20 protein-coding genes are annotated in these 21,125 nt (G+C 64.6%); 7 read left to right on the top strand and 13 right to left on the bottom strand.

Annotated features, from left to right (window positions below; genetic code table 11):
- Window positions 1–156 precede the first annotated feature (156 nt).
- The 5 genes from dprA (at window position 157) to SUTH_RS00550 (ending at window position 7,009) form a co-directional block, all read left to right on the top strand.
- Window positions 157–1,263 carry a DNA-processing protein DprA gene (gene dprA / locus SUTH_RS00570; RefSeq protein ID WP_041096266.1) on the top strand — a complete coding sequence of 369 codons (1,107 nt, stop codon included), beginning with the start codon at window positions 157–159 and terminating at the stop codon, window positions 1,261–1,263.
- A complete protein-coding gene (locus SUTH_RS00565) occupies window positions 1,260–1,748 on the top strand; it encodes a DUF494 family protein (RefSeq protein WP_041096264.1) in 489 nt (162 codons plus the stop codon). The genes dprA and SUTH_RS00565 overlap by 4 nt, the downstream gene beginning before the upstream one ends.
- Window positions 1,749–1,891: 143 nt before the next feature.
- Window positions 1,892–4,603 carry a DNA topoisomerase III gene (locus tag SUTH_RS00560; RefSeq protein ID WP_070099317.1) on the top strand — a complete coding sequence of 904 codons (2,712 nt, stop codon included), beginning with the start codon at window positions 1,892–1,894 and terminating at the stop codon, window positions 4,601–4,603.
- Window positions 4,600–5,190, top strand: a complete 591-nt coding sequence (locus tag SUTH_RS00555; protein ID WP_041096262.1) for a DUF924 family protein — start codon at window positions 4,600–4,602, stop codon at window positions 5,188–5,190. Before SUTH_RS00560 ends, SUTH_RS00555 begins: the two co-directional genes overlap by 4 nt.
- 172 nt (window positions 5,191–5,362) lie before the next feature.
- Window positions 5,363–7,009, top strand: coding sequence for a HAMP domain-containing methyl-accepting chemotaxis protein (locus SUTH_RS00550; RefSeq protein WP_052472998.1), 1,647 nt, complete (start codon window positions 5,363–5,365; stop codon window positions 7,007–7,009).
- A 117-nt stretch (window positions 7,010–7,126) separates the two neighbouring features.
- Here the strand turns inward: SUTH_RS00550 and SUTH_RS00545 are convergent, their stop codons facing one another.
- The 11 genes from SUTH_RS00545 to SUTH_RS00495 form a co-directional block, all read right to left on the bottom strand.
- Window positions 7,127–8,452 (bottom strand): DEAD/DEAH box helicase, encoded by a 1,326-nt coding sequence (locus SUTH_RS00545; RefSeq protein WP_041096261.1) that lies wholly within the window; start codon window positions 8,450–8,452, stop codon window positions 7,127–7,129.
- A 245-nt stretch (window positions 8,453–8,697) separates the two neighbouring features.
- A complete protein-coding gene (gene ubiT / locus SUTH_RS00540; RefSeq protein WP_041096259.1) occupies window positions 8,698–9,171 on the bottom strand; it encodes a ubiquinone anaerobic biosynthesis accessory factor UbiT in 474 nt (157 codons plus the stop codon).
- Between the two features lie 11 nt (window positions 9,172–9,182).
- Entirely contained in the window at window positions 9,183–10,064 is an 882-nt protein-coding gene (locus SUTH_RS00535) for a U32 family peptidase (RefSeq protein WP_041101308.1), read from the bottom strand.
- Complete coding sequence (gene ubiU, locus SUTH_RS00530; protein WP_041096257.1) at window positions 10,064–11,068, bottom strand: ubiquinone anaerobic biosynthesis protein UbiU; 1,005 nt, start codon at window positions 11,066–11,068, stop codon at window positions 10,064–10,066. Before ubiU ends, SUTH_RS00535 begins: the two co-directional genes overlap by 1 nt.
- A gap of 86 nt (window positions 11,069–11,154) precedes the next feature.
- Complete coding sequence (locus tag SUTH_RS00525) at window positions 11,155–11,745, bottom strand: DUF3501 family protein (protein ID WP_041096255.1); 591 nt, start codon at window positions 11,743–11,745, stop codon at window positions 11,155–11,157.
- Between the two features lie 42 nt (window positions 11,746–11,787).
- Complete coding sequence (locus SUTH_RS00520; RefSeq protein ID WP_041096253.1) at window positions 11,788–13,122, bottom strand: heterodisulfide reductase-related iron-sulfur binding cluster; 1,335 nt, start codon at window positions 13,120–13,122, stop codon at window positions 11,788–11,790.
- Window positions 13,123–13,227: 105 nt separating this feature from the next.
- Window positions 13,228–13,647, bottom strand: a complete 420-nt coding sequence (locus SUTH_RS00515) for a rubrerythrin family protein (protein ID WP_041096251.1) — start codon at window positions 13,645–13,647, stop codon at window positions 13,228–13,230.
- A gap of 158 nt (window positions 13,648–13,805) precedes the next feature.
- On the bottom strand, window positions 13,806–14,717 hold the full coding sequence (locus SUTH_RS00510; protein WP_041096249.1) for a hydrogen peroxide-inducible genes activator: 912 nt from the start codon (window positions 14,715–14,717) through the stop codon (window positions 13,806–13,808).
- A complete protein-coding gene (locus SUTH_RS00505; protein ID WP_041096247.1) occupies window positions 14,650–15,282 on the bottom strand; it encodes a GNAT family N-acetyltransferase in 633 nt (210 codons plus the stop codon). The genes SUTH_RS00510 and SUTH_RS00505 overlap by 68 nt, the downstream gene beginning before the upstream one ends.
- On the bottom strand, window positions 15,279–16,178 hold the full coding sequence (locus SUTH_RS00500) for an alpha/beta hydrolase (protein ID WP_052472996.1): 900 nt from the start codon (window positions 16,176–16,178) through the stop codon (window positions 15,279–15,281). The genes SUTH_RS00505 and SUTH_RS00500 overlap by 4 nt, the downstream gene beginning before the upstream one ends.
- A gap of 2 nt (window positions 16,179–16,180) precedes the next feature.
- Window positions 16,181–16,786: a TetR/AcrR family transcriptional regulator gene (locus SUTH_RS00495; RefSeq protein ID WP_041096245.1), complete on the bottom strand. Its 606-nt coding sequence runs from the start codon at window positions 16,784–16,786 to the stop codon at window positions 16,181–16,183.
- A 160-nt stretch (window positions 16,787–16,946) separates the two neighbouring features.
- Between SUTH_RS00495 and SUTH_RS00490 the strand changes: the two genes are divergently transcribed.
- Complete coding sequence (locus SUTH_RS00490; RefSeq protein WP_041101306.1) at window positions 16,947–18,455, top strand: bifunctional aminoglycoside phosphotransferase/ATP-binding protein; 1,509 nt, start codon at window positions 16,947–16,949, stop codon at window positions 18,453–18,455.
- Window positions 18,456–18,510: 55 nt separating this feature from the next.
- The gene (locus tag SUTH_RS19205; protein WP_148312808.1) at window positions 18,511–19,089 is read left to right on the top strand and encodes a hypothetical protein; all 579 of its coding nucleotides are present in this window, start codon (window positions 18,511–18,513) and stop codon (window positions 19,087–19,089) included.
- Window positions 19,090–19,118: 29 nt separating this feature from the next.
- On the opposite strand, the gene SUTH_RS00475 is transcribed toward SUTH_RS19205, so the two are convergent.
- Both SUTH_RS00475 and SUTH_RS00470 read right to left on the bottom strand, forming a co-directional pair.
- On the bottom strand, window positions 19,119–19,700 hold the full coding sequence (locus SUTH_RS00475) for a hypothetical protein (RefSeq protein WP_041096241.1): 582 nt from the start codon (window positions 19,698–19,700) through the stop codon (window positions 19,119–19,121).
- Between the two features lie 229 nt (window positions 19,701–19,929).
- Complete coding sequence (locus tag SUTH_RS00470) at window positions 19,930–21,108, bottom strand: ABC transporter substrate-binding protein (protein ID WP_041096239.1); 1,179 nt, start codon at window positions 21,106–21,108, stop codon at window positions 19,930–19,932.
- Between the last annotated feature and the right edge of the window lie 17 nt (window positions 21,109–21,125).

The following is a 21,125-nucleotide window of genomic DNA, read 5'->3' as shown; positions in this document are numbered from 1 at the left end:
GCTCATTCTGCGGTGGCAGCACCCACCGCAGATAAAACACGCGAAAGGCAAATTGATGGCCCCCCACTCCCGTCCCCGCCCCAGGGCGGGGCTACAGTTCAGCTCGCTTCGCTCGACAATCACCCATCGCTCCGAACGAGTTGTATCGCGTTAACCATGACGGAAGAGCGCCAAGAACTCGCTTCCTGGCTCCGTCTCACGCTGATCCCGGGCGTCGGCGGCGAAGCCCGGCGCACCCTGCTCAAGGCTTTCGGGCTTCCGCACGCGATTTTCGAAGCGAGTCGGCGCGCCCTCGCGGCAGTCGTCGACCCGGCGCTGGCCGAACGCCTGCTGACCCACGATTGCGCCGCCGAAATCGCGACGGCGCTGGACTGGGCAAGTCAGCCGGGCAATCGCCTGCTGACCCTGGCCGACGCCGATTACCCGCAAAGCCTGCTGACGGCGGACGATCCACCGGTGCTGCTCTACGCCAAGGGCGACACCGCCCTGCTCAACTGGCCGATGCTGGCCGTGGTCGGCAGCCGCAACGCGACCGCGCAGGGCGAACGCGATGCCGAAGCCTTCGCCAAGACACTCGGCCACGCCGGGCTGACCATCGTCAGCGGCCTGGCGCTGGGCATCGATGCGGCCGCCCATCGCGGCGCGCTGGCGACACCCGCCGGCACGGTGGCCGTGATCGGCACTGGCGCCGACCGTCTCTATCCGGCGAAGAACGAAACCCTGGCCCGCGCCATTGCGGAACACGGCGTGGTGCTCAGCGAGTTTGCGCTCGGCACCCCGGCCCTGGCCTCCAACTTTCCGCGCCGCAACCGCATCATTGCCGGCCTCGGCCTGGGCTGCCTGGTGGTCGAGGCGGCGCCGAAGAGCGGCTCGCTGATCACGGCGCGGCTCGCCGCGGAAAGCGGACGCGAGATATTCGCCATTCCCGGCTCGATCCACTCGCCGCTGTCGCGCGGCTGTCATCAGCTGATTCGCCAGGGCGCCAAGCTGGTCGAGTCGGCACAGGACATCCTCGAAGAATTGCGCTGGGGAGCGGCCCCCGCCGCATCCACCGCTCCCGCGCGAAAATCCGCGCCAGGGAACTACAACGAAGAGCAAGTGCTCGCTTTTTTGGGTGACGCCCCCTGTGCGATCGACACGCTTTCTGCGCGCAGCGGCTTGACGCCCGCCGACCTTCTTGCCATGCTGTTGCCCATGGAACTCGCCGGCCGCGTTGCCCAGTTGCCCGGCGGTCTCTACCAAAGGCTACATTCACATTCATGATCGATATCCTGGTTTACCTGTTCGAAAATTACCTGCCCGATGCCTGCCCGGAACCCGCGGTGCTGGCCAGGAAACTGTCGGCGGCGGGCTTCGGCAACGCCGACATCAGCGCCGCGTTGTCCTGGCTGGATGGACTCGCCGGCGAAGAAAGCGGGCGCTGCCGCAGCCCGGCAAACGCCGGCGCCGTACGTATTTACGACGAGGAAGAACAGGAGCGGCTGCCCGTCGCCTGCCGTGGCTTCATCGCCTTCCTCGAACAGCACGACGCGGTCGATGCGCCGCTGCGCGAAGCCATCATCGAACGCGCCATGGCCCTGCCCGACGAGCAGATCAGCCTCGACCGGCTCAAGGTCATCGTGCTCGCCGTGGTCTGGCGCTACCGCCACGAAGTCGATGCCCTGATCCTCGAGGAACTCCTCGCCGAAGACAGCGACGACGAGGATTTCGGCGCCGGCGACGATGTCGCGCGCATCCTGCTGAATTAAACCCCGGCTTGCGTAATTGGGAGAGGCGCGCTTATGATGCGCCGCTGCCGCCGGACTACCGTGTCCAGATTGTTCCATTTCGAGCATAGCGAACCTCCGTCACTCCCTTTCCCGGAAAGGGGGCCGGGGGGAAAGCCCACACCATGAAGCAGTTGATCATCGCCGAGAAACCTTCCGTCGCCAATGACATCGCAAAGGCGCTGGGCGGCTTTACCAAGACCGGCGACTACTTCGAGAGCGACGACTACGTGTTGTCCTCCGCCATCGGCCACCTGCTGGAACTGACGGTGCCGGAGGAATACGACGTCAAGCGCGGCAAGTGGAGCTTCACCCACCTGCCGATGATTCCGCCGCATTTCGCGCTGAATCCCATCGAGCGGACGCAGGAACGCCTGCGTCTCTTGACGCGCCTGATCAAGCGCAAGGACGTCACCGGCCTGGTCAATGCCTGCGACGCGGGACGCGAGGGCGAACTGATTTTCCGCTACGTGGCGCAGCACGCCCTCGGCGCCAAGCAAAAACCCGTGCGCCGCCTGTGGCTGCAATCGATGACCACCACCGCGATCCGCGACGGCTTCGCCCACTTGCGCACCGACGAGGAAATGCTGCCGCTGGCCGATGCCGCGCGCTGCCGCTCGGAAGCCGACTGGCTGATCGGCATCAACGGCACGCGCGCCATGACCGCCTTCAATTCGAAGGAAGGCGGCTTCTACAAGACGCCGGTGGGCCGCGTGCAGACGCCGACGCTGGCGATCATGGTCGAACGCGAAAGCCGCATTCGCAACTTTGTTTCGCGCGATTACTGGGAAGTCGAAGGCGAATTTCAGTGCGTCGCCGGAACCTACAAGGGCCGCTGGTTCGACGAGAAGTTCAAGAAGGCCGACGATGAGCACGCCCGCGCCGAGCGCCTGTGGGACAAGGCCAAGGCCGACGCGCTGCGCAAGAAATGCCTCGGCCAGCACGGCACGGTGGATGAGGACAGCAAGCCCAAGACCGAAGCCTGCCCGATGCTCTACGACCTCACCTCGCTGCAGCGCGAGGCCAACGGCCGCTTCGGCTTCAGCGCCAAGAACACGCTGGGCATTGCCCAGGCGCTGTACGAAAAGCACAAGGCGCTGACCTACCCGCGAACCGACAGCCGCCACCTGCCCGAGGATTACATCGGCACGGTCAAGGAAACGCTGGCATCGATGGCCGGCACGCCCTACGCCACCTTTGCCGGCGCCATCATCAAGAACGGCTGGGTGCATCCGAACAAGCGCATTTTCAACAATGCCAAGGTCTCGGACCACTTCGCCATCATCCCCACCGGTGCCGCGCCGAAGAACCTGTCCGAGCCGGAACAGAAGATTTACGACCTCGTCACCAAGCGCTTCCTCGCCATCTTCTATCCGTCGGCCGAGTACAACATCACCACGCGCATCACCCGCATCGAGAAGGAAGCCTTCAAGACCGAAGGCAAGGTGCTGGTGACGCCGGGCTGGCTCGCCGTGTATGGCAAGGAATCGCAGGAAACCCGCGAGGAAGCCGGCGAGAACCTGACCCTGCCGCCGCTGGAAAAGAACGAACGCGTCTGGGCCAAGGATGTCGAGGTCAAGACCAAGGCCACCCAGCCGCCGCCGCGCTTCACGGAAGCCACGCTGCTGACCGCCATGGAAGGCGCCGGCAAGCTGATCGAGGACGAGGAGTTGCGCGAGGCGATGTCCGAACGCGGCCTCGGCACGCCGGCCACGCGCGCCGCGACCATCGAAGGCCTGCTGGCCGAGGAATACCTGCATCGCAACGGCCGCGAACTGCAACCGACGGCCAAGGCCTTCTCGCTGCTGTTTGCGCTGGAAAACCTCGGCGTCGATGAAATCCGCTCGCCCGAACTGACCGGCGAATGGGAATACAAGCTCAAGGAAATGGAACACGGACGGCTGGCGCGCGACGAGTTCATGAGCCACATCGTGGACAAGACGCGCGAGATGGTCGAGCGCATCAAGACCGGCGAGCTGCCCGAAGCCGCCTTCTCCACGCTGAAGACGCCCTGCCCGCGCTGCGGCGGCGTGATCCAGGAAAACTACAAGAAGTTCCAGTGCAAGTCCTGCGACTACAGCCTGTGGAAGATCGTCGCCAGCCGGCAATGGGAGCCGGAAGAAATGGACGAGCTGCTCACGAAGCGCGTGATCGGCCCCCTGCAGGGCTTCCGCAGCAAGATGGGGCGTCCTTTCGCGGCGATGATCAAGCTCAAGGAAGACCACACACCGGAATTCGATTTCGGCCAGTCGGACGCCGACGCCGATGGCGAAGAAGTCGATTTCTCGACGCAGGAATCGCTCGGCGCCTGCCCGAAATGCGGCGCGCGCGTCTTCGAGCACGGCATGGCCTATGTCTGCGAAAAGGCCGTGGGCGCGGGAAAGACCTGCGATTTCCGCTCCGGCAAGATAATCCTGCAGCAAGAGGTGGCACGCGCCGACATGCAGAAGCTGCTGGCCACCGGCAAGACCGACCTGCTCAAGGGCTTCATCTCGAACAAGACGCGACGCAAGTTTTCCGCCTATCTGGTGCGCGATGCGAAGACCGGCAAGGTGGGCTTCGAGTTCGAACCGAGGGCGCCGAAAGCCGGGGCCAAGCCGGCCGCCAAGGCCGACGAGGCGAAACCGGCGAAGGCCAAGGCTGCGCCGACAGTCGGCGCTGACGACACGGCGAAAACGAAGTTTCAGAGAAGGCTAACGCCGGATTCATCGGCGTTAAGCGAAGCGGCCGTAGCTAAGAAGGCTGCAGTAAAGAAACCTGCGGCCAAAAAACCCGCTGCGAAGAAGGCGGCCGCCAAGCCCGCAACGAAGAAGCCCGCTGCCAAGAAAGCCGTATGACCGGCGTGGCGCCTGAAGCCCTCGCCGTTCTCGATTTCTGGTTCCTGCTGCCGGACCACCCCGGCCACGGCACCTACCGCCCCGAATGGTTCCGCAAGGATGCCGCGTTCGATGCGACGATCCGCGACCGTTTCGGCGCGGCTGTCGAAGCGGCGCTGAACACTACCCTCGACGCAGGGCCTGACGAAGCGCTGCTGGCGCGCATCCTTTTGCTCGACCAATTCACGCGCAACATTTTCCGCGACACGCCGCGCGCCTTCACCGGCGACGCGCAGGCTCTGGGATTGGCGGAAACCCTGGTCGGCGCCGGCCGCGACAAGAACCTGTCGCCCTTTCAGCGCTGGTTCGCCTACCTGCCCTTCGAACACGGCGAGTCGCTGCTAGATCAGGAGCGCGCCGTGGCCCTCTTCGCCGGCCTGCGCCGCGAAATGAAAACCGCGGCTTTCGACAGCGCCTACGATTATGCGATCCGGCATCGCGAGGTGATCGCCCGCTTCGGCCGCTTTCCCCACCGCAATGCCATCCTTGGCCGGGCATCGACACCCGAGGAAATCGAGTTCCTCAAGCAAGCCGGCTCGTCGTTCTGAGGCGAGCCGAACCCGATCGACTTGTGCGGGATCAAGCGTATGTCATGAGGTCCACGTCAAACTGCGCGGCAGCGATCGAACTGGAGGAATAATGTTCCTTTCCATCCCGCTTCTCAACGGGCGGCGCGCGCCACAATGCGCCGGCTATCGTCAATAACTTCGGAGAAACACGGTGAACCATCTTTCCATCGGCAAGCGCATTTTCATCCTCCTGGCAGCGGCCGGCGTGCTGTTGCTGACCGTTGCCGGCATCGGCTGGAACAACCAAAACCGCGCCGTCGCCACGCTCAAATCGGTGTTCGAGGATAGGGTGGTGCCCTTGCGCGACCTGGCCAGGATCGGCGAACTGCTGGGTGACAACACGACCGAGTTGTTGCTGACCATCCAGCACGACCCCAAGGGACAGCTGGCTGCTGCCCACGATCACCCGGTGGACGTCCATCTGGAAAGATTCGACAAGCGACGCGCCGAAATCGACACCCTGTGGACCAAATACATGGCCACCTATCTGACCGAGGAGGAGAAGCAGTTGGCGGCCGATTTGACCGTCAAGCGCAAAACCTGGGCAGAACAAGCCTCGAACCTGATCAATCGCATCAAGGGCGGCGACTATTCGACCGGACTGGTCAAGGACTTGCTGGCCGCGCGCAATCAGCATTCGGTGGCCACCATCGAAGCGCTGAGCAAACTGTCGGCCTACCAGGAAAAGGTTGCCCGCGAGGCTTTCGAACAAGCCGTCGTCACGCACACCACGGGCACGGCGCTGTTTCTGCTGATCGTCGGCGGCGGGCTGGCCGCCGCCGCCGGCTTTGCCTGGTTTCTCACCCGCGCCATCACCGGCCCGATCAACGCTTCGGTCGATGTCGCCGAAGCCATCGCCAACGGCGACCTGACCCGTCCGGTACCACTCGGCGGTCGGGACGAAGGCGGTCGCCTGCTTGCGGCTTTTGCGCTGATGCGGGAAGGCTTGCACGGCATGGTCAGCGCCTCGCAAAAGAGCGCGCAGGAACTGTCCCGCTCCGCCGAGGAACTGACCGCTGCCTCCCGTCAGGCAACCCGCGCCACCGAAGCGCAAAGCGAGGCCGCTTCGAGCATGGCGGCGTCGGTGGAAGAGATGTCGGTATCCATCGATCAGGTGCGCGACCATGCCCGTGATGCCCGCGGCATAGCGGCCAGTGCCGGCGAGGAATCCCGCAGCGGCGGCCAGGTGGTGCATTCGAGCGCCGACGAAATGGGCAAGGTGTCCGCCGCCGTCAACGAAGCCGCGAGCACGATCCGCGAGCTCGAAACCTACTCGAACGAAATTTCCGCCGTCATCAATGTCATCCGCGAAGTGGCCGACCAGACCAACCTGCTGGCCTTGAACGCGGCCATCGAGGCGGCGCGGGCGGGCGAGCAGGGACGGGGATTCGCCGTCGTCGCCGATGAAGTCCGCAAACTCGCCGAACGTACTTCCGAGTCAACCCACACCATTGCCAATGTCATCGACAAGGTGCAGGCCGGCGCACGGCGCGCGGCGCAGGAAATCGAAAGCAGCGTCACTCGCGTCAATGAAGGCGTCAGCCTGGCGCATCAGGCCGGCGACTCGATCGTGGGCATTCAGGCAAGCGCGGACCGCGTCGGCAAAGCGGTTGTCGACATCGGCAGCGCGCTTGACGAGCAAGCCGCCGCCACCCAGGAAATCGCCCGTGGCGTCGAGCGCATCGCCACCATGGCGGAAGAAAACAGCGCCAGCGTGCGCCAAACCTCGGCCGCCGCCGAGCGCCTGCACGGTCTGGCTCGAGGCCTCGAACAGTCGGTCGCGCGCTTTCGCGTCTGACGGCGGATCAGCCCGCGCCCGCCGATAGCGGGCCTGTTCAAGCCCTCAACACGGGTCCGACTCAAAAACTCCCCGATCGGGGAAAAATTTGGACCCGCGGAGAGCTTGATGCCGATCTCAGCGGTGCCGCTGGCCGCTGTGATGGCTGGCCGGCTTGGCGCCGCCCCCGCCACCACCGCCCGAACGGGCCGGACGCGGCGCGCCGCTGCGGTTCCCCGCACCCGTGCGCGAGCGGCCCTGGGCCGGCTTGGCCGCCGGTGTGCGGCCGGCGGCGGGACGCGGCACCGAGTGGTTGTGCTGCGGCTCGAAACCGGGGAGGATCGAGGTTTCGATCTCGCGTTTCAACAGGCGCTCGATGTCGCGCAGCTGGATGCGCTCGTCGCTGCTCACGAGACTGAGCGCTTCGCCACTGGCGCCAGCTCGGCCGGTGCGGCCGATGCGGTGGATGTAGTCTTCCGGCACGTTGGGCAGTTCGAAATTCACCACGCGCGGCAGGGAATCGATGTCGAGGCCGCGCGCGGCGATGTCGGTGGCGACCAGCGCCGCCAGCTTGCCCGACTTGAAGTCGGCCAGGGCGCGGGTACGGGCATTCTGCGACTTGTTGCCGTGCAGGGCCGCGGTGCGAACGCCGGCTTGTTCAAGCTTCCTCGCCAGCGCGTCGGAGCCGTGCTTGGTGCGGCAGAACACCAGCACCTGATGCCAGCCGTGGGCGGCGAACAAGTGCAACAGCAGATCGCGCTTCCTGTCCTGGTCGACCTTGATCACCGTGTGCGTCACCAGTTCGGCCGGCGCATTGCGGCGGGCGACTTCGACCATGGCCGGATTGCGCAGCACGGTGTGGGCAAGTTCGCGCACCTCGGCGGCAAAGGTGGCGGAGAACATCAGGTTCTGCCGTTCCTTCGGCAGGCGCTCGATGATGCGGCGGATGTCGCGGATGAAGCCCATGTCGAACATGCGGTCGGCTTCGTCAAGCACCAGCATCTGCACCTTCGAGAGGTCGACGGTGCGCTGGCCGAGGTGGTCGAGCAGGCGGCCGGGGGTGGCGACCAGGATGTCGATGCCGCGGCGCATGGTCTGGATCTGCGGGTTGATGCCGACCCCGCCGAACACGGCGAGGCTGCGCAGGCCGGTGTGGGCGCCATAGGTGCGCACGCTTTCCAGCACCTGCGCGGCGAGCTCGCGCGTGGGCACCAGCACCAGCACGCGCGGTGCGGTGTGGGTGACTTTCTGCAGCGGACTGGCCGCGGCAGCGGTCAAGCGTTGCAGGATCGGCAGCACGAAGGCGGCGGTCTTGCCGGTTCCGGTCTGGGCCAGGGCTTCGAGATCGCGGCCGGCGAGGATGTGGGGGATGGCCTGTTGCTGGACAGGGGTGGGCGTGGTGTAGCCCTGCTCGCCAACGGCGCGCAGGAGCTCGGCCGACAGGCCGAGTTCGGAAAACTGCATGTTGATTACCTCTGAAGCCGACCCCCGCAATGCTGCGAGCCAATCTGGGCGGAAACTTCTCTGGGGTGTAACCGTCGAGGGGACCGAGACAAGCTCGATGTCGCCATTCAGGCACGACCGGCAGACTGGAGCGCGGTCGCTAAGGAGGTGAAGCGGGGCGGACTGTAACACAGCCCGCCGGCGATCCCCTGAATTTCTTTCGCTTACCTCGCGCCGCGAACTTCGCCGTATCGCCGGCGCCGACTCTACTGCTTGAGGAAGGTCGGGCGCAGCCCCTGCCAGGACAGACGCGGCCATTCCAGCGCATCGAGCATGTTCTTGACGCGCAGGCCCAGCTCGGTATCACCTTCGATCGACAGGCTGCGATTGAAGAACAGCGTGTCCGGGTCTTCCTGGCGGCTGACCATTTGCAGGAAGGCCGAGAGGCGTGCCGTGAAGTGCAGGTCGGGCTCGTTGGCAACGATGAAAATCGGCCGGAACGCCCCGGCGCTGTAGGTGAAGTCCACCACCACGCCGGTGTCCTGCACGGTCACGCGAAAGCGCCGGCCTTCCAGTTCCTGCAAGGTATCCTCGGGCAACACGCCCAGCTTCTTCGCGGCATTCAGGGCCAGCGCCAGATTCACCGAATGCGGCCATTGCGGCAAGCGCGCGCCGACCCGCGCGATCAGCGGCGGCAAGGTGAAGGCGGGAATCGTCGGCAAGCCCAGACTGTTTTTCATCGCAAAACCCCTCAGGCGACTTGATGCGCCGTACCGGCACGGCCGAACCAGAAACCATTGACCAGGCCGGCCGGCGCCCATTCCTCCTTGTCCGTCACGGCTTCGCCGCGGCGCGCCCGGTCGAAAGCCTCAAGGATATCGAAAGTGTGCGCCGGTTGCGGGCTGATGCGCACGGCGTCGATATCCTGTGCCAGCAACTCCGGCATCTGTGCCAGCAGGCTCTCGGTCTGCGCGGACATGGTCTGGATGCCGTTCAGGGTCAGGAAGTGCTGCCCTTCGCGGGTGTTCACCAGCATGCCTTCGGGATGGTCGAGGCACTTGAACTGGCAGTCGTCCTTGTTCAGGCCATAGTGGCGCGCGGTAAAGCAGCGCGCCGAAAAAGCCAGCGGCAACTTGCCGAAGGCGAACACTTCGGTCTCCATGCCGGCCGGGCGCGTCGCGTGCAGGGATTCGACCACGCTGCCGGAAACCTCGAGCGGCGGCAGCCAGCGTTTGCAGCCCTGCGCGGCGAAGAAAGCCAGGGTGTGTTCGTTGTAGATGTTGAGGTGCGGCCCGGCGACAAAACCGAGGCCCTGGTCCTGGGCCATCTTCACCGCGCCGAGGTCGTTGGCCTCGACCAGGCCACCGGCATCGGCCATCAGGCGGCGCATGGCCTTGAGGTCGCTCTCGGATTCGAGCAGGGCCTGTGCCGTGAGCACGACTTCCTTGCCGGCCTCGCGCAAGTCCTTGGCCAGACCGATCCAGTCCGCCGTGCGCAGTTGCTGGCGGCGCGAACAGACCGCTTCGCCGATGTATATCCGGTCGATCGCCGGATGCTGCGCGGCCTGGGCGTAGAACTCCATGACCTCGGCCTTCGGCCAGAAGAACAGCAATGGGCCCAGCGTGATCTGCATCAGCGCCACGGCCTGTTGTAGGCGCCCAGCGTAATTTGGGAGCCCTCGGAGACCTTGCCCAGTTCCGCGGCCCAGGCCGGCTTGACGCTGAATTTGTCTGGCGCGGCGACCGCGGCATCGAGCGCCTGGCGCAGGTTGCGCGTGACTTGCGCGACATAGGTCGGGCTGCGCTGGCGGCCCTCGACCTTGATCGCGGAAACCCCGATGCGGATGATCTCCGGCAGCATTTCCAGCACGTTGAGGCTGGCAGGTTCTTCCATGGCGTAGTAGGTCTCGCCTGCCACTTCGAAGCGGCCCTTGCAGATGGTCGGGTAGCCGGCGTTCTCGTCGTTGCCGTAGCGGTCGATGAGGATGCCGTTGAGGCGCACGTCCATCTCGTTCGGTTTCTTTTCCCATTGCACGAACTTCGCCGGCGAACAGGCGCCGACCGTGTTGGGCGATTCGCCCGTGGCGTAGGAGGACAGCCAGCAGCGGCCTTCGTTCATCACGCACAAACTGCCGAAACCGAACACCTCGATTTCCACGTCGGTATGGCGGATCACGTTCTCGACCTGCGCCAGCGTCAGCACGCGCGGCAGCACGGCGCGCTGGATGCCGAACTTCTCGCGGCAAAAATTGATGGCCTCGTAACTGGTGGCCGAGGCCTGCACCGAGAGGTGGCGGCGCATGCCGGGATGCGTCTTGGTCGCATAGTCGAGCACGGCGGGATCGGCGATGATCACCGCGTCGATGCCGAGCTCGGCGGCCTTGTCGACCGAGGCCGTCCAGTCGGCGAAGCGTCCGGCCTGGGCGTAGGTATTGATCGCCGCCAGCACCTTGCGCCCGCGCTGATGGGCGTAGCGGATGCCTTCGGCGAGGCTCTTCTCGTCGAAGTTCAGCCCGGCGAAGTTGCGCGCGTTGGTGTCGTTGCGAAAGCCCAGATAGACGTCATCGGCGCCGTTATCCACCGCCGCCTTGAGCGCCGCCAGACTGCCGGCCGGACACACCAGTTGAGGTTTTGCCACTGCGTACCACCCCCATCAAAACAGACGGGCAGTGTAGTGGAGCCTCTGGCGGAATCAGTTGATCCGCGTCAATTGGAGCCTATCTGTCAAGCCAGATCGGTGGCCAGCGAGGCGCGGGTAGCCTCGTCAACGGTAACCATGCTGCTGTAGTGGAGATGGTCGACGCCCACCGAAATTGCGGCGCCCCCCTTGGCGGCGGCCAGCATGCCGGCGGTCAGTTCGAAGCGCAGGAAATGCACGGCCGAGGTCTTGTGCTCGTTCTCGCGCTCCAGGTCCTCGTCGGCGATGGCGAACACCGGGTCGAAACCGGCAATACGCACCCAGACCCGGTCCTCGACTCTCTTGAGCAGGCCCAGCATGCGATGGCGCTCCGCTTCGTCGGCGTACTCGATCTGCATGGTGGCCTTGAAGTTGCTGCCGGTCGGCACCAACGGCACATAGGATTCCAGTTCGTGGCGAATGCCGTCTTCCTCGAAGATCTTTTCGACGCGCAGCATTTCCTGTATCTGGTAGCGGATCAGCAGTTCGTTCTCGAATATCAGCAGGATGTGCTCGCCCAGCTTGACGCGGCGCAGCTTTTTTTGCGCCATGACTTCGTCGCGCATGGCGGTGCGGGCCTTGGCATAGGCTTCGAGGGTCATCAGGGAGTCACGGGTGATGGTCATGGCGGTTTCCATTTATGTCTCCGCGGGACGCGGAGACGGTATCCCCTTGCAGGATCATTCAAGTCCGTAGGCGATGCGCAGCAGCGTCAGCGGATGCTGCTTTTCCTTCCTTCCCGTGGCACCGGCCTCGTTCATGCCTTGCAGGATGTGGCGGCCGGCGATGGCGCAGTCGGAACTCACGTAGTCGGGTTCGTCCTTGGCCATGGCCTTGAACACCGGCTTGCCGATTTTCATCGACAGTTCGTAGTACTCCTCCTTGACGCCCCAGGTGCCGTCGTGGCCGGCGCAACGCTCAACGGTATTCACCGTGGCGCCGGTCATTTTCAGCATTTCCTCGGTCTTGCGGCCGACGTTCTGCACCCGCGAATGACAGGGGATGTGGTACGAAACCTTGCCCAGCGGCACCTTGAAGTCGGTCTTCAGCAGGCCGTCCTTGTTGCGCAGGACGAAGTACTCGAAGGGGTCGTACATGGCCAGCGAAACTTCCTTGCAACGCGCATCTTCCGGGAACAACAGCGGAATTTCGCTCTTGAACATCAGCGTGCACGACGGCACCGGCGTCACGATGGCATAGCCGGCTTGCGCCAGCTCGTGCATCAGCGGGATGTTGCGCTCCTTGTACTTCTCGACGGTGTTCAGGTCGCCCAGTTCCAGCTTGGGCATGCCGCAGCAGGTTTCGCCCTGCACCACGACATAGGGAATCTCGTTGTGGTCGAGCAGCTTGAGCAGGTCGTGGCCGAGGCCGGGCTCGTTGTAATTGACGTAGCAGGTCGAGAACACCGCCACCTTGCCCGGCGACTTTGCGCCGTCCCGTACCGGATGGTTGTGGCTGGGCGTCGCGTTGGCGCGGAAGTGGGCGCTGTCGAATTCCGGCAGCTGGCGCTCCTTCTGCACGCCGAGCACCTGTTGCAGCACGGCGCGCGCCGGGCCGAACTTGTTGGCGGCATTCACTGCATGCACCACCACCGGAATCGAGGACAAAGTTCCCACCAGTTCGGTCGAGGTCAACAGCTTGTCGCGGAATTTCATTTTCCCGGTCTTGTACTGGATCGCCTTGGCGCGCAGCATGGTGTGCGGGAAATCGAGGTTCCACTGGTGCGGCGGCACATAGGGACACTTCGTCATGTAGCAGACGTCGCACAGGTAGCACTGGTCGACCACCTTCCAGAATTTTTCCTTCGGCACGCCGGCGGTCTCGGCGTCGCCCGCCTCGTCGATCAGGTCGAACAGGGTAGGGAAGGCATTGCACAGCGACACGCAGCGGCGGCAGCCGTGGCAGATGTCGAAGATGCGTTCGAGTTCCTTCTCGCACGCGGCTTCATCGTAGAAGTCCGGATTTTTCCAGTCGATCGCGTGACGGGTGGGGGCTTCGAGATTGCCTTCGCGCATGGCGTCCTTCCTTTGCGTTATACGGAATGGGGTAGGGCGTCGGGGTCAGGAGTCGGCGCTGGCGGTACGGCGGCGGGCTTGCCTGCCGCCGTCCGCTGGCCTTTATCAGCCGTTGAGGCTGTCCAGCGTTCTCTGGAACTTGTTGGCGTGCGAGCGCTCGGCCTTGGCCAGCGTCTCGAACCAGTCGGCGATTTCGTCGAAGCCTTCGTCGCGCGCGGTCTTGGCCATGCCCGGGTACATGTCGGTGTATTCGTGGGTTTCGCCGGCGATGGAGGTCTTCAAGTTGGCGGCGGTATCGCCGAAGGGCAGGCCGGTAGCCGGATCGCCGCAGGTTTCGAGATACTCGAGGTGGCCATGGGCGTGGCCGGTCTCACCCTCGGCGGTGGAGCGGAACACGGCGGAAACGTCGTTGAAGCCTTCGATGTCGGCCTTGTTCGCAAAATACAGGTAGCGGCGGTTGGCCTGCGATTCGCCGGCGAACGCGGCCTTCAGGTTGCCTTCGGTCTTGGATCCCTTGAGTTGCATGCTTGGACTCCTCTGCGTTGGTATTGGGGGTACCGCGCCGTCGCGCAATACCGAGTCGCAGGGCTTTGGCGCCTGCGGACCTGAACAAACTCTAGTCCGGCGATCCGCCGATTTCCAATTGGATTTTCCGACCGGCCCGATAGCCGGCGACTATCGCATCACTTCGCCAGACGGGTACCCGGCAGGTGACAGTCGAGCACGGCCTGGCGCATGACGTCGATGGCCTTGTGGCGGGGAAAACTGGAGCGCCAGACCAGGCCCACGCGCCGTGTCGGCGTCGGCTCGACGAAGCATTTCACGCGCAACAGGGCATCGTCGGGAGGAATGCCATCGACGCTGCTGGCCGGCATCACGGTGACTCCGACGCCCGACGCCACCATGTGGCGAATGGTTTCCAGCGAACTGCCTTCCAGCACCTGCGGCGATTCGCCGCTGCTGGCGCGGGCGCACAAATCAAGCACCTGGTCGCGGAAGCAGTTGCCTGCGCCCAGCATCAGCAAGGGTTCGTCGAGCAGCTGCTCCGGCCGCAGCGATTTCAGTTTGGCCCAGGGGTGGGACACGGGGACCAGGGTGCGGAAGGCCTCGTCATAGACCGGCTGGGCGACCAGACCGGGCTCGTCGATAGGCAGGGCCAGCACCAGCACATCGAGTTCGGAGGACTTCAGCCTTTCCAGCAGGTTTTCGGTGTAGCCCTCGGCAATGAACAGGGGCATCTGCGGTGCCAGTGCCTTCACCCGGGGCACCAGCGCCGGCAGGAGCCAGGGACCGATGGTGTAGATCACCCCGAGGCGCAGCGGCCCGGCCAGCGGGTCCTTGCCCGCGGCCGCGACTTCGGCCACGCGCGCCGCTTCGGCCAGCGCCCGCTCGGCCTGCGCCACCACCTGGGCGCCGATCGGAGTTGCACGAACATCCCCCGAACTTCTTTCAAATAGCGCTATACCCAGCTCATCTTCGAGCTTCTTGACGGCTACCGAGAGTGTCGGCTGGGATACGTTGCATTTGTCAGCCGCGCGCCCGAAGTGGCGCTCCCGGGCCAGTGCGACGATGTAGCGGAGTTCGGTCAGGGTCATGGCGGACTATTGGAATCGGATTCCCGGCGGCAATGGCGGCGAGTCCGGCAGGAGCTGTAGCAGCGGCACTCGCGATCAACGCCCGGGAGACTATCACGACCGTGCGGTCGCCGCTTGGCTGCGGCCGCAGCCCGCAGTCGGCGGCAAGCTTCAGGGCCCGCGCGTTGGTGGCCTGGATCATTCCGTGCAGAGTGCGCTGTCCGGTCGCGGTGGCGATGTCGAGCAGGGCCCGCAGCAATCGCCGGCCGATGCCGCGGGCGCGAAACCGGGGCAGCACCATCAAGGCGAATTCCGCCGCGCCGTCTTGCGCGACATATTCGCCGTGTCCGACCACCTCGCCATCGTGTCCGAGCGCAAGAATCGTGACGCGATCCCGATGGTCGATCCGATCGACACGCTGCAGCAAGGCCAGATTGGGTCCCTCGCCATGCGAAAAGTGTCGCTCGTACAGCCCTGCCCGATCCATCGTCGCCAGAAATCGCTCTATCAGACTGCGATCGGCTGGGGTTGCCGAACGCAGGCGAAATTCCTGCATTTCCCCCATCCACGGCGGCCGCGCGGTCATGGCCGGTTTCCGGCGATGAAGTCGGCGGCGGCTTCGATGACAAGCCGGTCTTCGAGAATCCGCCGATGGCCGAGGCCGGAAGTCTCCAGCATGCGGGCACGGGGCCAATGGCGTGCATGGCGCTGGCCTTCGCCCAAGGCGACCTCGCGATCCCGGGCGTCATGAATCACCAGCAAGGGTTGTTCGCCGCGCGCACTTTCGGCTTCGAACTCGTTCCAGCCGACGCCGAAGCGATACTCGATCCGGCGCTGGGTGGCGGCACGCAGGGCCTCGGGCCAGCGCAATGCGGCGGCGATCCGGCGCGTATGCCCGATCAAACTGGCCGGCGGCGCGATCAGGACACCGCGCTTGATTGCCGGCCGCTTCGCCAATGCCTTGGCGGTCATGGCGCCGCCGACGGAATGACCGATGATCGCCTCTACCGGGCCGACATGGTCCAGCAGCGCATTGAGTCCCTGCAAAATATGAGGCAGGGACGATTCCTCGCCGCCCGTCATGCCGTGGCCGGGCGCGTCGTAACTGATCACCGAAAAGCCGCGTTCGAGCAGCGGATCGATGAAAGCGCGCAACTGGGTGCCGCGCCCGCCCCAACCATGCACCAGGACCACCGCCGGATCGGCGGCGCGACCCCAGCGCCAGGCGACCAGCCGGCCCGAGATCATGGGTACCGGCAACAGGCTGGCTTCTTCCAGCACCGCCAGTTCGTCGTCGGAAAACCGCTGTCGCGGCGGCGTCAGCAACACACGGACGGCCTTGTCGATGGCACGCCGCGGCGACACCTCCCACAGCGCTCGGAAAATCGCGCGCCGCCAGAACAGCTTCGCCGAGAATGTTGCGGAACGAACGGTCGTGCTATTAGTTAGCCAAAAAAAAGCGGGCTTGAGATTCAGTTCCATGTCTATTTCCCTTCCTCAGTAACGGCGTTGTCGCGAATCAGGCGATCGAATGCAGCGAGCGCCCGGCGATCTGCATCCAGGTCGTTGAGCAATCGTCGACTCTGCTGTGTCACCTGGTAGATTCCATTCAATTCAAAGACGAATTGCTCGACATCGGTATCGGCGCGCAATTCGCCGGTAGCGACGGCCTTGGTCACCGTCTCGGCCAAAGTGCGGCGCAAGGCCAGCAAGCCGTTCCTGACCTCGTCGCGCAGCGGACCGGGCTGATCGTCGAATTCGGCGGCAGCGGCATTGATCACGCAGCCTCCCGGCAGATTGCAGGTCCGGGTCCAGTCGAGCCAATTGACCACGATGGCGCGCAACCGGGCTAGGCCGCGCGGCAGACGCAAGGCCGGCCGGACCACCACTTCGGCAAACCGCTGCTGCGATTCGCGCAGGACGGCCAGCTGCAATTCCTCCTTGGAGCCGAAATGCGCGAACAGCCCGCTCTTCGACATGTGGGTACGCTCGGCCAGCACGCCGATGCTGAGCGAGCCGAGGCCGATACAACTTGCCATCGAGAGCGCCTCGTCAAGGATTGCCTGCCGTGTGTGTTCGCCTTTGCCCATGGCGACTTTATAGAACGATCGTTCGTTAATGTCAACCCCTCCCATCCTCGACACAGACTGCTGCCGCTATCGTCACGATGCTCCCGAGGTATTGAGCATTCGGGGCATCGGGCGAAAGATGCTCGGCGATTGCGGGTTGCCGGGGGTGATAATGAATCGCATGGGAAACCCTCTGCCGCCCCTGATCGCCGCCCTGCTCGACCCGCACGCTTATCCGCATCCGGCCGGGCGCGTCGATCTGATCCAGACGCATGCCTCGTGGCTGCTGCTGGCGGGCGATTTCGCCTACAAGATCAAGAAGCCGATCACGCTGCCCTTTCTCGATTACGGCACGCTGGCGCGACGCGAGGCATTTTGTCGCGCGGAACTGGTGCTCAACCACCGCTTCGCCGCGGGCTTGTATCTCGACGTGGTGCCGATTGGCGGGACGCCCGAACAACCCCGGCTCGGCGCGATGCCAGCCATCGAGTGGGCGGTACGCATGCGCCGCTTCGACGAAAGCGGGCGGCTCGATCGGGTCGCGAAGCGCGGCGAACTGCAACCGGCCCAGCTTTCCCAGCTCGCCGCCACGCTGTGCGCGTTTCAGCAGGCGGCGGCCGTGGCGGCGCCCGGCACGCGCTTCGGTGCGCCGGAACAGGTCCTGGCGGCGGCGCGGGAAAACTTCGTCGAACTGCGCCAGCTCCTGCCGCAAGCCGACCAGCCGCAGGTGGAGCAGCTGGCGCGCTGGACCGACGACGAATTCACGCGGCGAGCCGGCGACTTCGCTGCGCGCAAGGCGGACGGCTTTGTCCGCGAAGGCCACGGCGACCTGCATCTGGGAAACCTGGTGCTGATCGATGGCCGCGTGACGCCCTTCGACTGCATCGAGTTCAACGAGGATTTCCGCTGGAACGACACAGCCAGCGAGATCGCCTTCGTCTGGATCGACCTGCTCGACCACCGCCAGCCGGGGCTGGCCGCGTGGCTGCTGAACGCCTGGCTGGAAACCGGCGGCGATTTCCAGGCGCTCGCCGTGCTGCGCTTTTACGCCGTATACCGCGCCGTGGTGCGCGCCAAGATTGCAGCACTGCGTGCCCGACAGGAAGACGCGGAGCAGAAACCGGCCGGCTTCGATTCGGCGCGCACCTACCTGCAACTGGCACAGCAAATCGCCGTCCCGCCAGCGCCGACTCTCACCATCACCTGCGGGCTGTCGGGTTCGGGCAAGACCACGGTCAGTTCGGCGCGCCTGCTGGACCCGGCCGTGGCGGGTGCCGGCAGCATCGTCCGGCTGCGCTCGGACGTCGAGCGCAAGCGCCTGTTCGGCCTGGCGCCACGGGAAAGCAGCCATTCGGCGCAGGACGGCGGAATCTACACGATCGAGGCAACGACCCGCACCTATGCGCGGCTGCGCGCATTGGCGCGGGACCTGCTGGCCGCCGGCTGGCCGGTGATCGTCGATGCGGCCTTTCTGAAGCGCGCCGAACGCGAGGAGTTCCGTGCATTGGCGGCCGAACTCGGCGCGGTCTTCGGCATCCTCGCCACCGCAGCGCCGCCGGAGGAACTGCGCCGGCGCCTCGGCGCACGCAGCGGCGACGCCTCGGAAGCCACCGTCGCCGTGCTCGAAAAGCAGCTGACGTGGTTCGAGCCGCCAGACGCCGATGAACGAAGCTGCCTGCTGGCTACTTGAACAGTCGCGCCATTCGGGCTAGCCTTCGAATTCCCGTACCGATTCCCGACGCTCCATGAAGACAACAACCCACTTTCTGATCGCCACGCTGCTGGTGGCATTTTCCACGGTTAGCGAAGCCGGGCGCGGCGGCAGCCGATCTTCGTCGTCCTCGTCGAAATCCACGACAGGCTCTACAGCAGCCAAGAAGACCGACAAGGACGAGGTCGCCTCCTCCGCGAGCAAAGGCATCAGCATCAATGTTTCGTCGGGTGGCAGTTCGCCGTCGAGCGGCGCCTCGACCGCAGCCGCAATGGCCACCGGCGCGGCGGTCGGCGTGGCTGCCGGATCAGTCGCCGGATCGGCCGCGGCGGCCAAGCTGTCCGCCGAAGAACAGCAACGCCTTGCGGAAAAGCAGGCGCAGCAGATGGAACTGTCGAAGATCACCGACGACAAGCGCAAGGCCGAGGAACAGCGCAAGCGCGAGGAGATCGAGCACCTGGCGAAACAGGCCGAGGAAGAGCGCAAGCAAAAGGAAATTGCACTCGCCGAGCAAAAGAAGAAGAAGGAACAGCTGCGTCAGCAGGCGGCGGCCGAGCAGCGCTGCGTGATCAAGTCGGTCATGACCGACGCCGAAATCGCCCGCTGCCGGTAAAGCCGGATTGCCCCGCGCCAAGACAGGCGCTACGTGCGGTTCGTATCCTGATACTGCTGGCGCAATCTTTCCATGCCGAGACGGAAAGCCTCGGCGTCGCCATATTCGAAAAACTGCGGATACCGCCCGTGCGCAGCATGGATTCTTCGCGCATGCTTGATCGGACACCAGTACTGCTCGGTGCGCGCCGCGACTTCGCGGGCATAGGCGGCGACGCCGTTGCCGTATGAGCAATAGAAGCAGTTGAATTTCTCGATGATGTTGAGATAGGGCAACCCGGCCCGGTCGAACACCAGATAGTCGGCGCGGCGCACCTTGGGAATCCGGTAGATCGGGAAGCAGATGATCTGGTAGAGCGTGACAAACAGGTCAAGCAGAAGGAACGGTATCCAGCCGGCGTAGACGAGCGGCGCGGTCAGCGCCACCAGTGGCCGGGTACGGGCGAGGAAGCTGAACAGGCCGATCTTGTACTCGCGCTGCTGACGCAGCAGCTCGTCCGCCAGCCGGGCCCGTTTCTGCCCGAACTCGTCGCGGGCCTTGCGATACTCTTCTTCGAGTTCGTCCTGCAAGCTCCGAATGCGCGCCAGCAGTTCGTCGATGGTGTTCGGCATGGGTTTTCCACTCACTGATCAAACGGCCGCGCACGGCAGAAATCCCGCCGGGGACGCCGTCCGCGACTCGGTGCCGCGGACATATCCCACCAGGGGATACCGTCTTCTCGCCTTCGCTCGGAGACATATCCCACCTGGGGATACCGTCTTCTCGCCTTCGCTCGGAGACATAAAAACGGGCGCCCCTTCCGGGACGCCCGTCGGTGAAGCATTGTGCCCGAAGACAGGCTTACTGGGCCATGTAATCGGTCACCGCCACCCAGCGACCGTTCTGGATCTGGCCGACCTTGGACTTGTCGTTGCCCAGATGCTGCTTGGGCGTGAACTTGTATTCCGGGCTGCCGAACATGTCGCGCGAGAAGGTGGTGCTCTCCAGCGTCTTGATGAAGTTGTCGGTGGTCAGGTTGGCGCCGGTCTTCTTCGCCGTCTGCACGAACATGTCCATCGCCACGTAACCATAGGCAGCGAACAGGCCGGGATCTTCGTTGAACTTGGCCTTGTAGCTGGCAAACCAGTCACGTACGTTCTTCGACGAGTCGTCGGCATAGGGCACCGCGACCTGGTGCAGGGCATACAGGCCGTCCATCGCCTTGCCGCCGAGCTTGTGGATCAGGTCGGTATAGGCCGCCGAGGAGCCGATGAAGTTCGGGTTCCAGCCCATCTTCTTCGCCGTGCCGATGGTGCCGATGGTTTCGCGGATGATGGTGCCGAGCACGACGGTATCGCAATCCGCCGCCTTCATCTTCGATACCTGGGCCGAGAAATCGGTGGCGCCGCGCTTGAAGGAGGTCTTCTCGGCGAAGGTCATGTTGATGTCCTTGAGGCCGTCCTCGGCGCCTTTCAGCACTTCGGTGCCGAAGTCGTCGTCCTGATAGATGACGCAGAACTTCTTCGCGCCGCGCTCCTTGACCATCCACTTCACGCCGGTACGGATCTGGTTGTAGTAGGGAGCAGCGAAGGAGAACTTCAGCTTGTGCAGCGGCTCGTACATTTCGCGTGCCGCCGTCAGCGGGAAGAGGTTCATCACGCCCTTGTCGAACAGGGTCGGGAAGGTCGCCACATTGACCGCCGTGCCGATGGTGCCGACCATGGCGAAAATCTTGTCCTGCTGCACCATTTTCTGTGCCGCGAGCAGGCCTTTCTTGGGGTCGTAGCCGGAATCCTCGGCGATGAACTTGAGCTTGCGGCCGTTGATGCCGCCCTGATCATTGACCTCGTCGACCCGCATCTGCATGCCGAAACGCAGCGCCTTGCCGAAGCCGGCCAGCGGGCCGGACAAATCCTGGATGGTACCGATGACGATCTCGTTCTTGCTGACGCCCATCTGCTCGGCGGCCATCGCCGTGGCGCCAGCGCCGACTCCCGCGGCCGCGAACAGTGCCGCTGCCAGTTTGGTGTAGCCCTTCATTGCTCTCTCCTCTGTTT

This window comes from Sulfuritalea hydrogenivorans sk43H (assembly GCF_000828635.1).
In the GTDB taxonomy this organism is placed as follows: Bacteria; Pseudomonadota; Gammaproteobacteria; order Burkholderiales; family Rhodocyclaceae; genus Sulfuritalea; species Sulfuritalea hydrogenivorans.
Note: the sequence above shows the minus strand (reverse complement) of the source record. Positions and strands in the feature narration are given on the sequence as shown.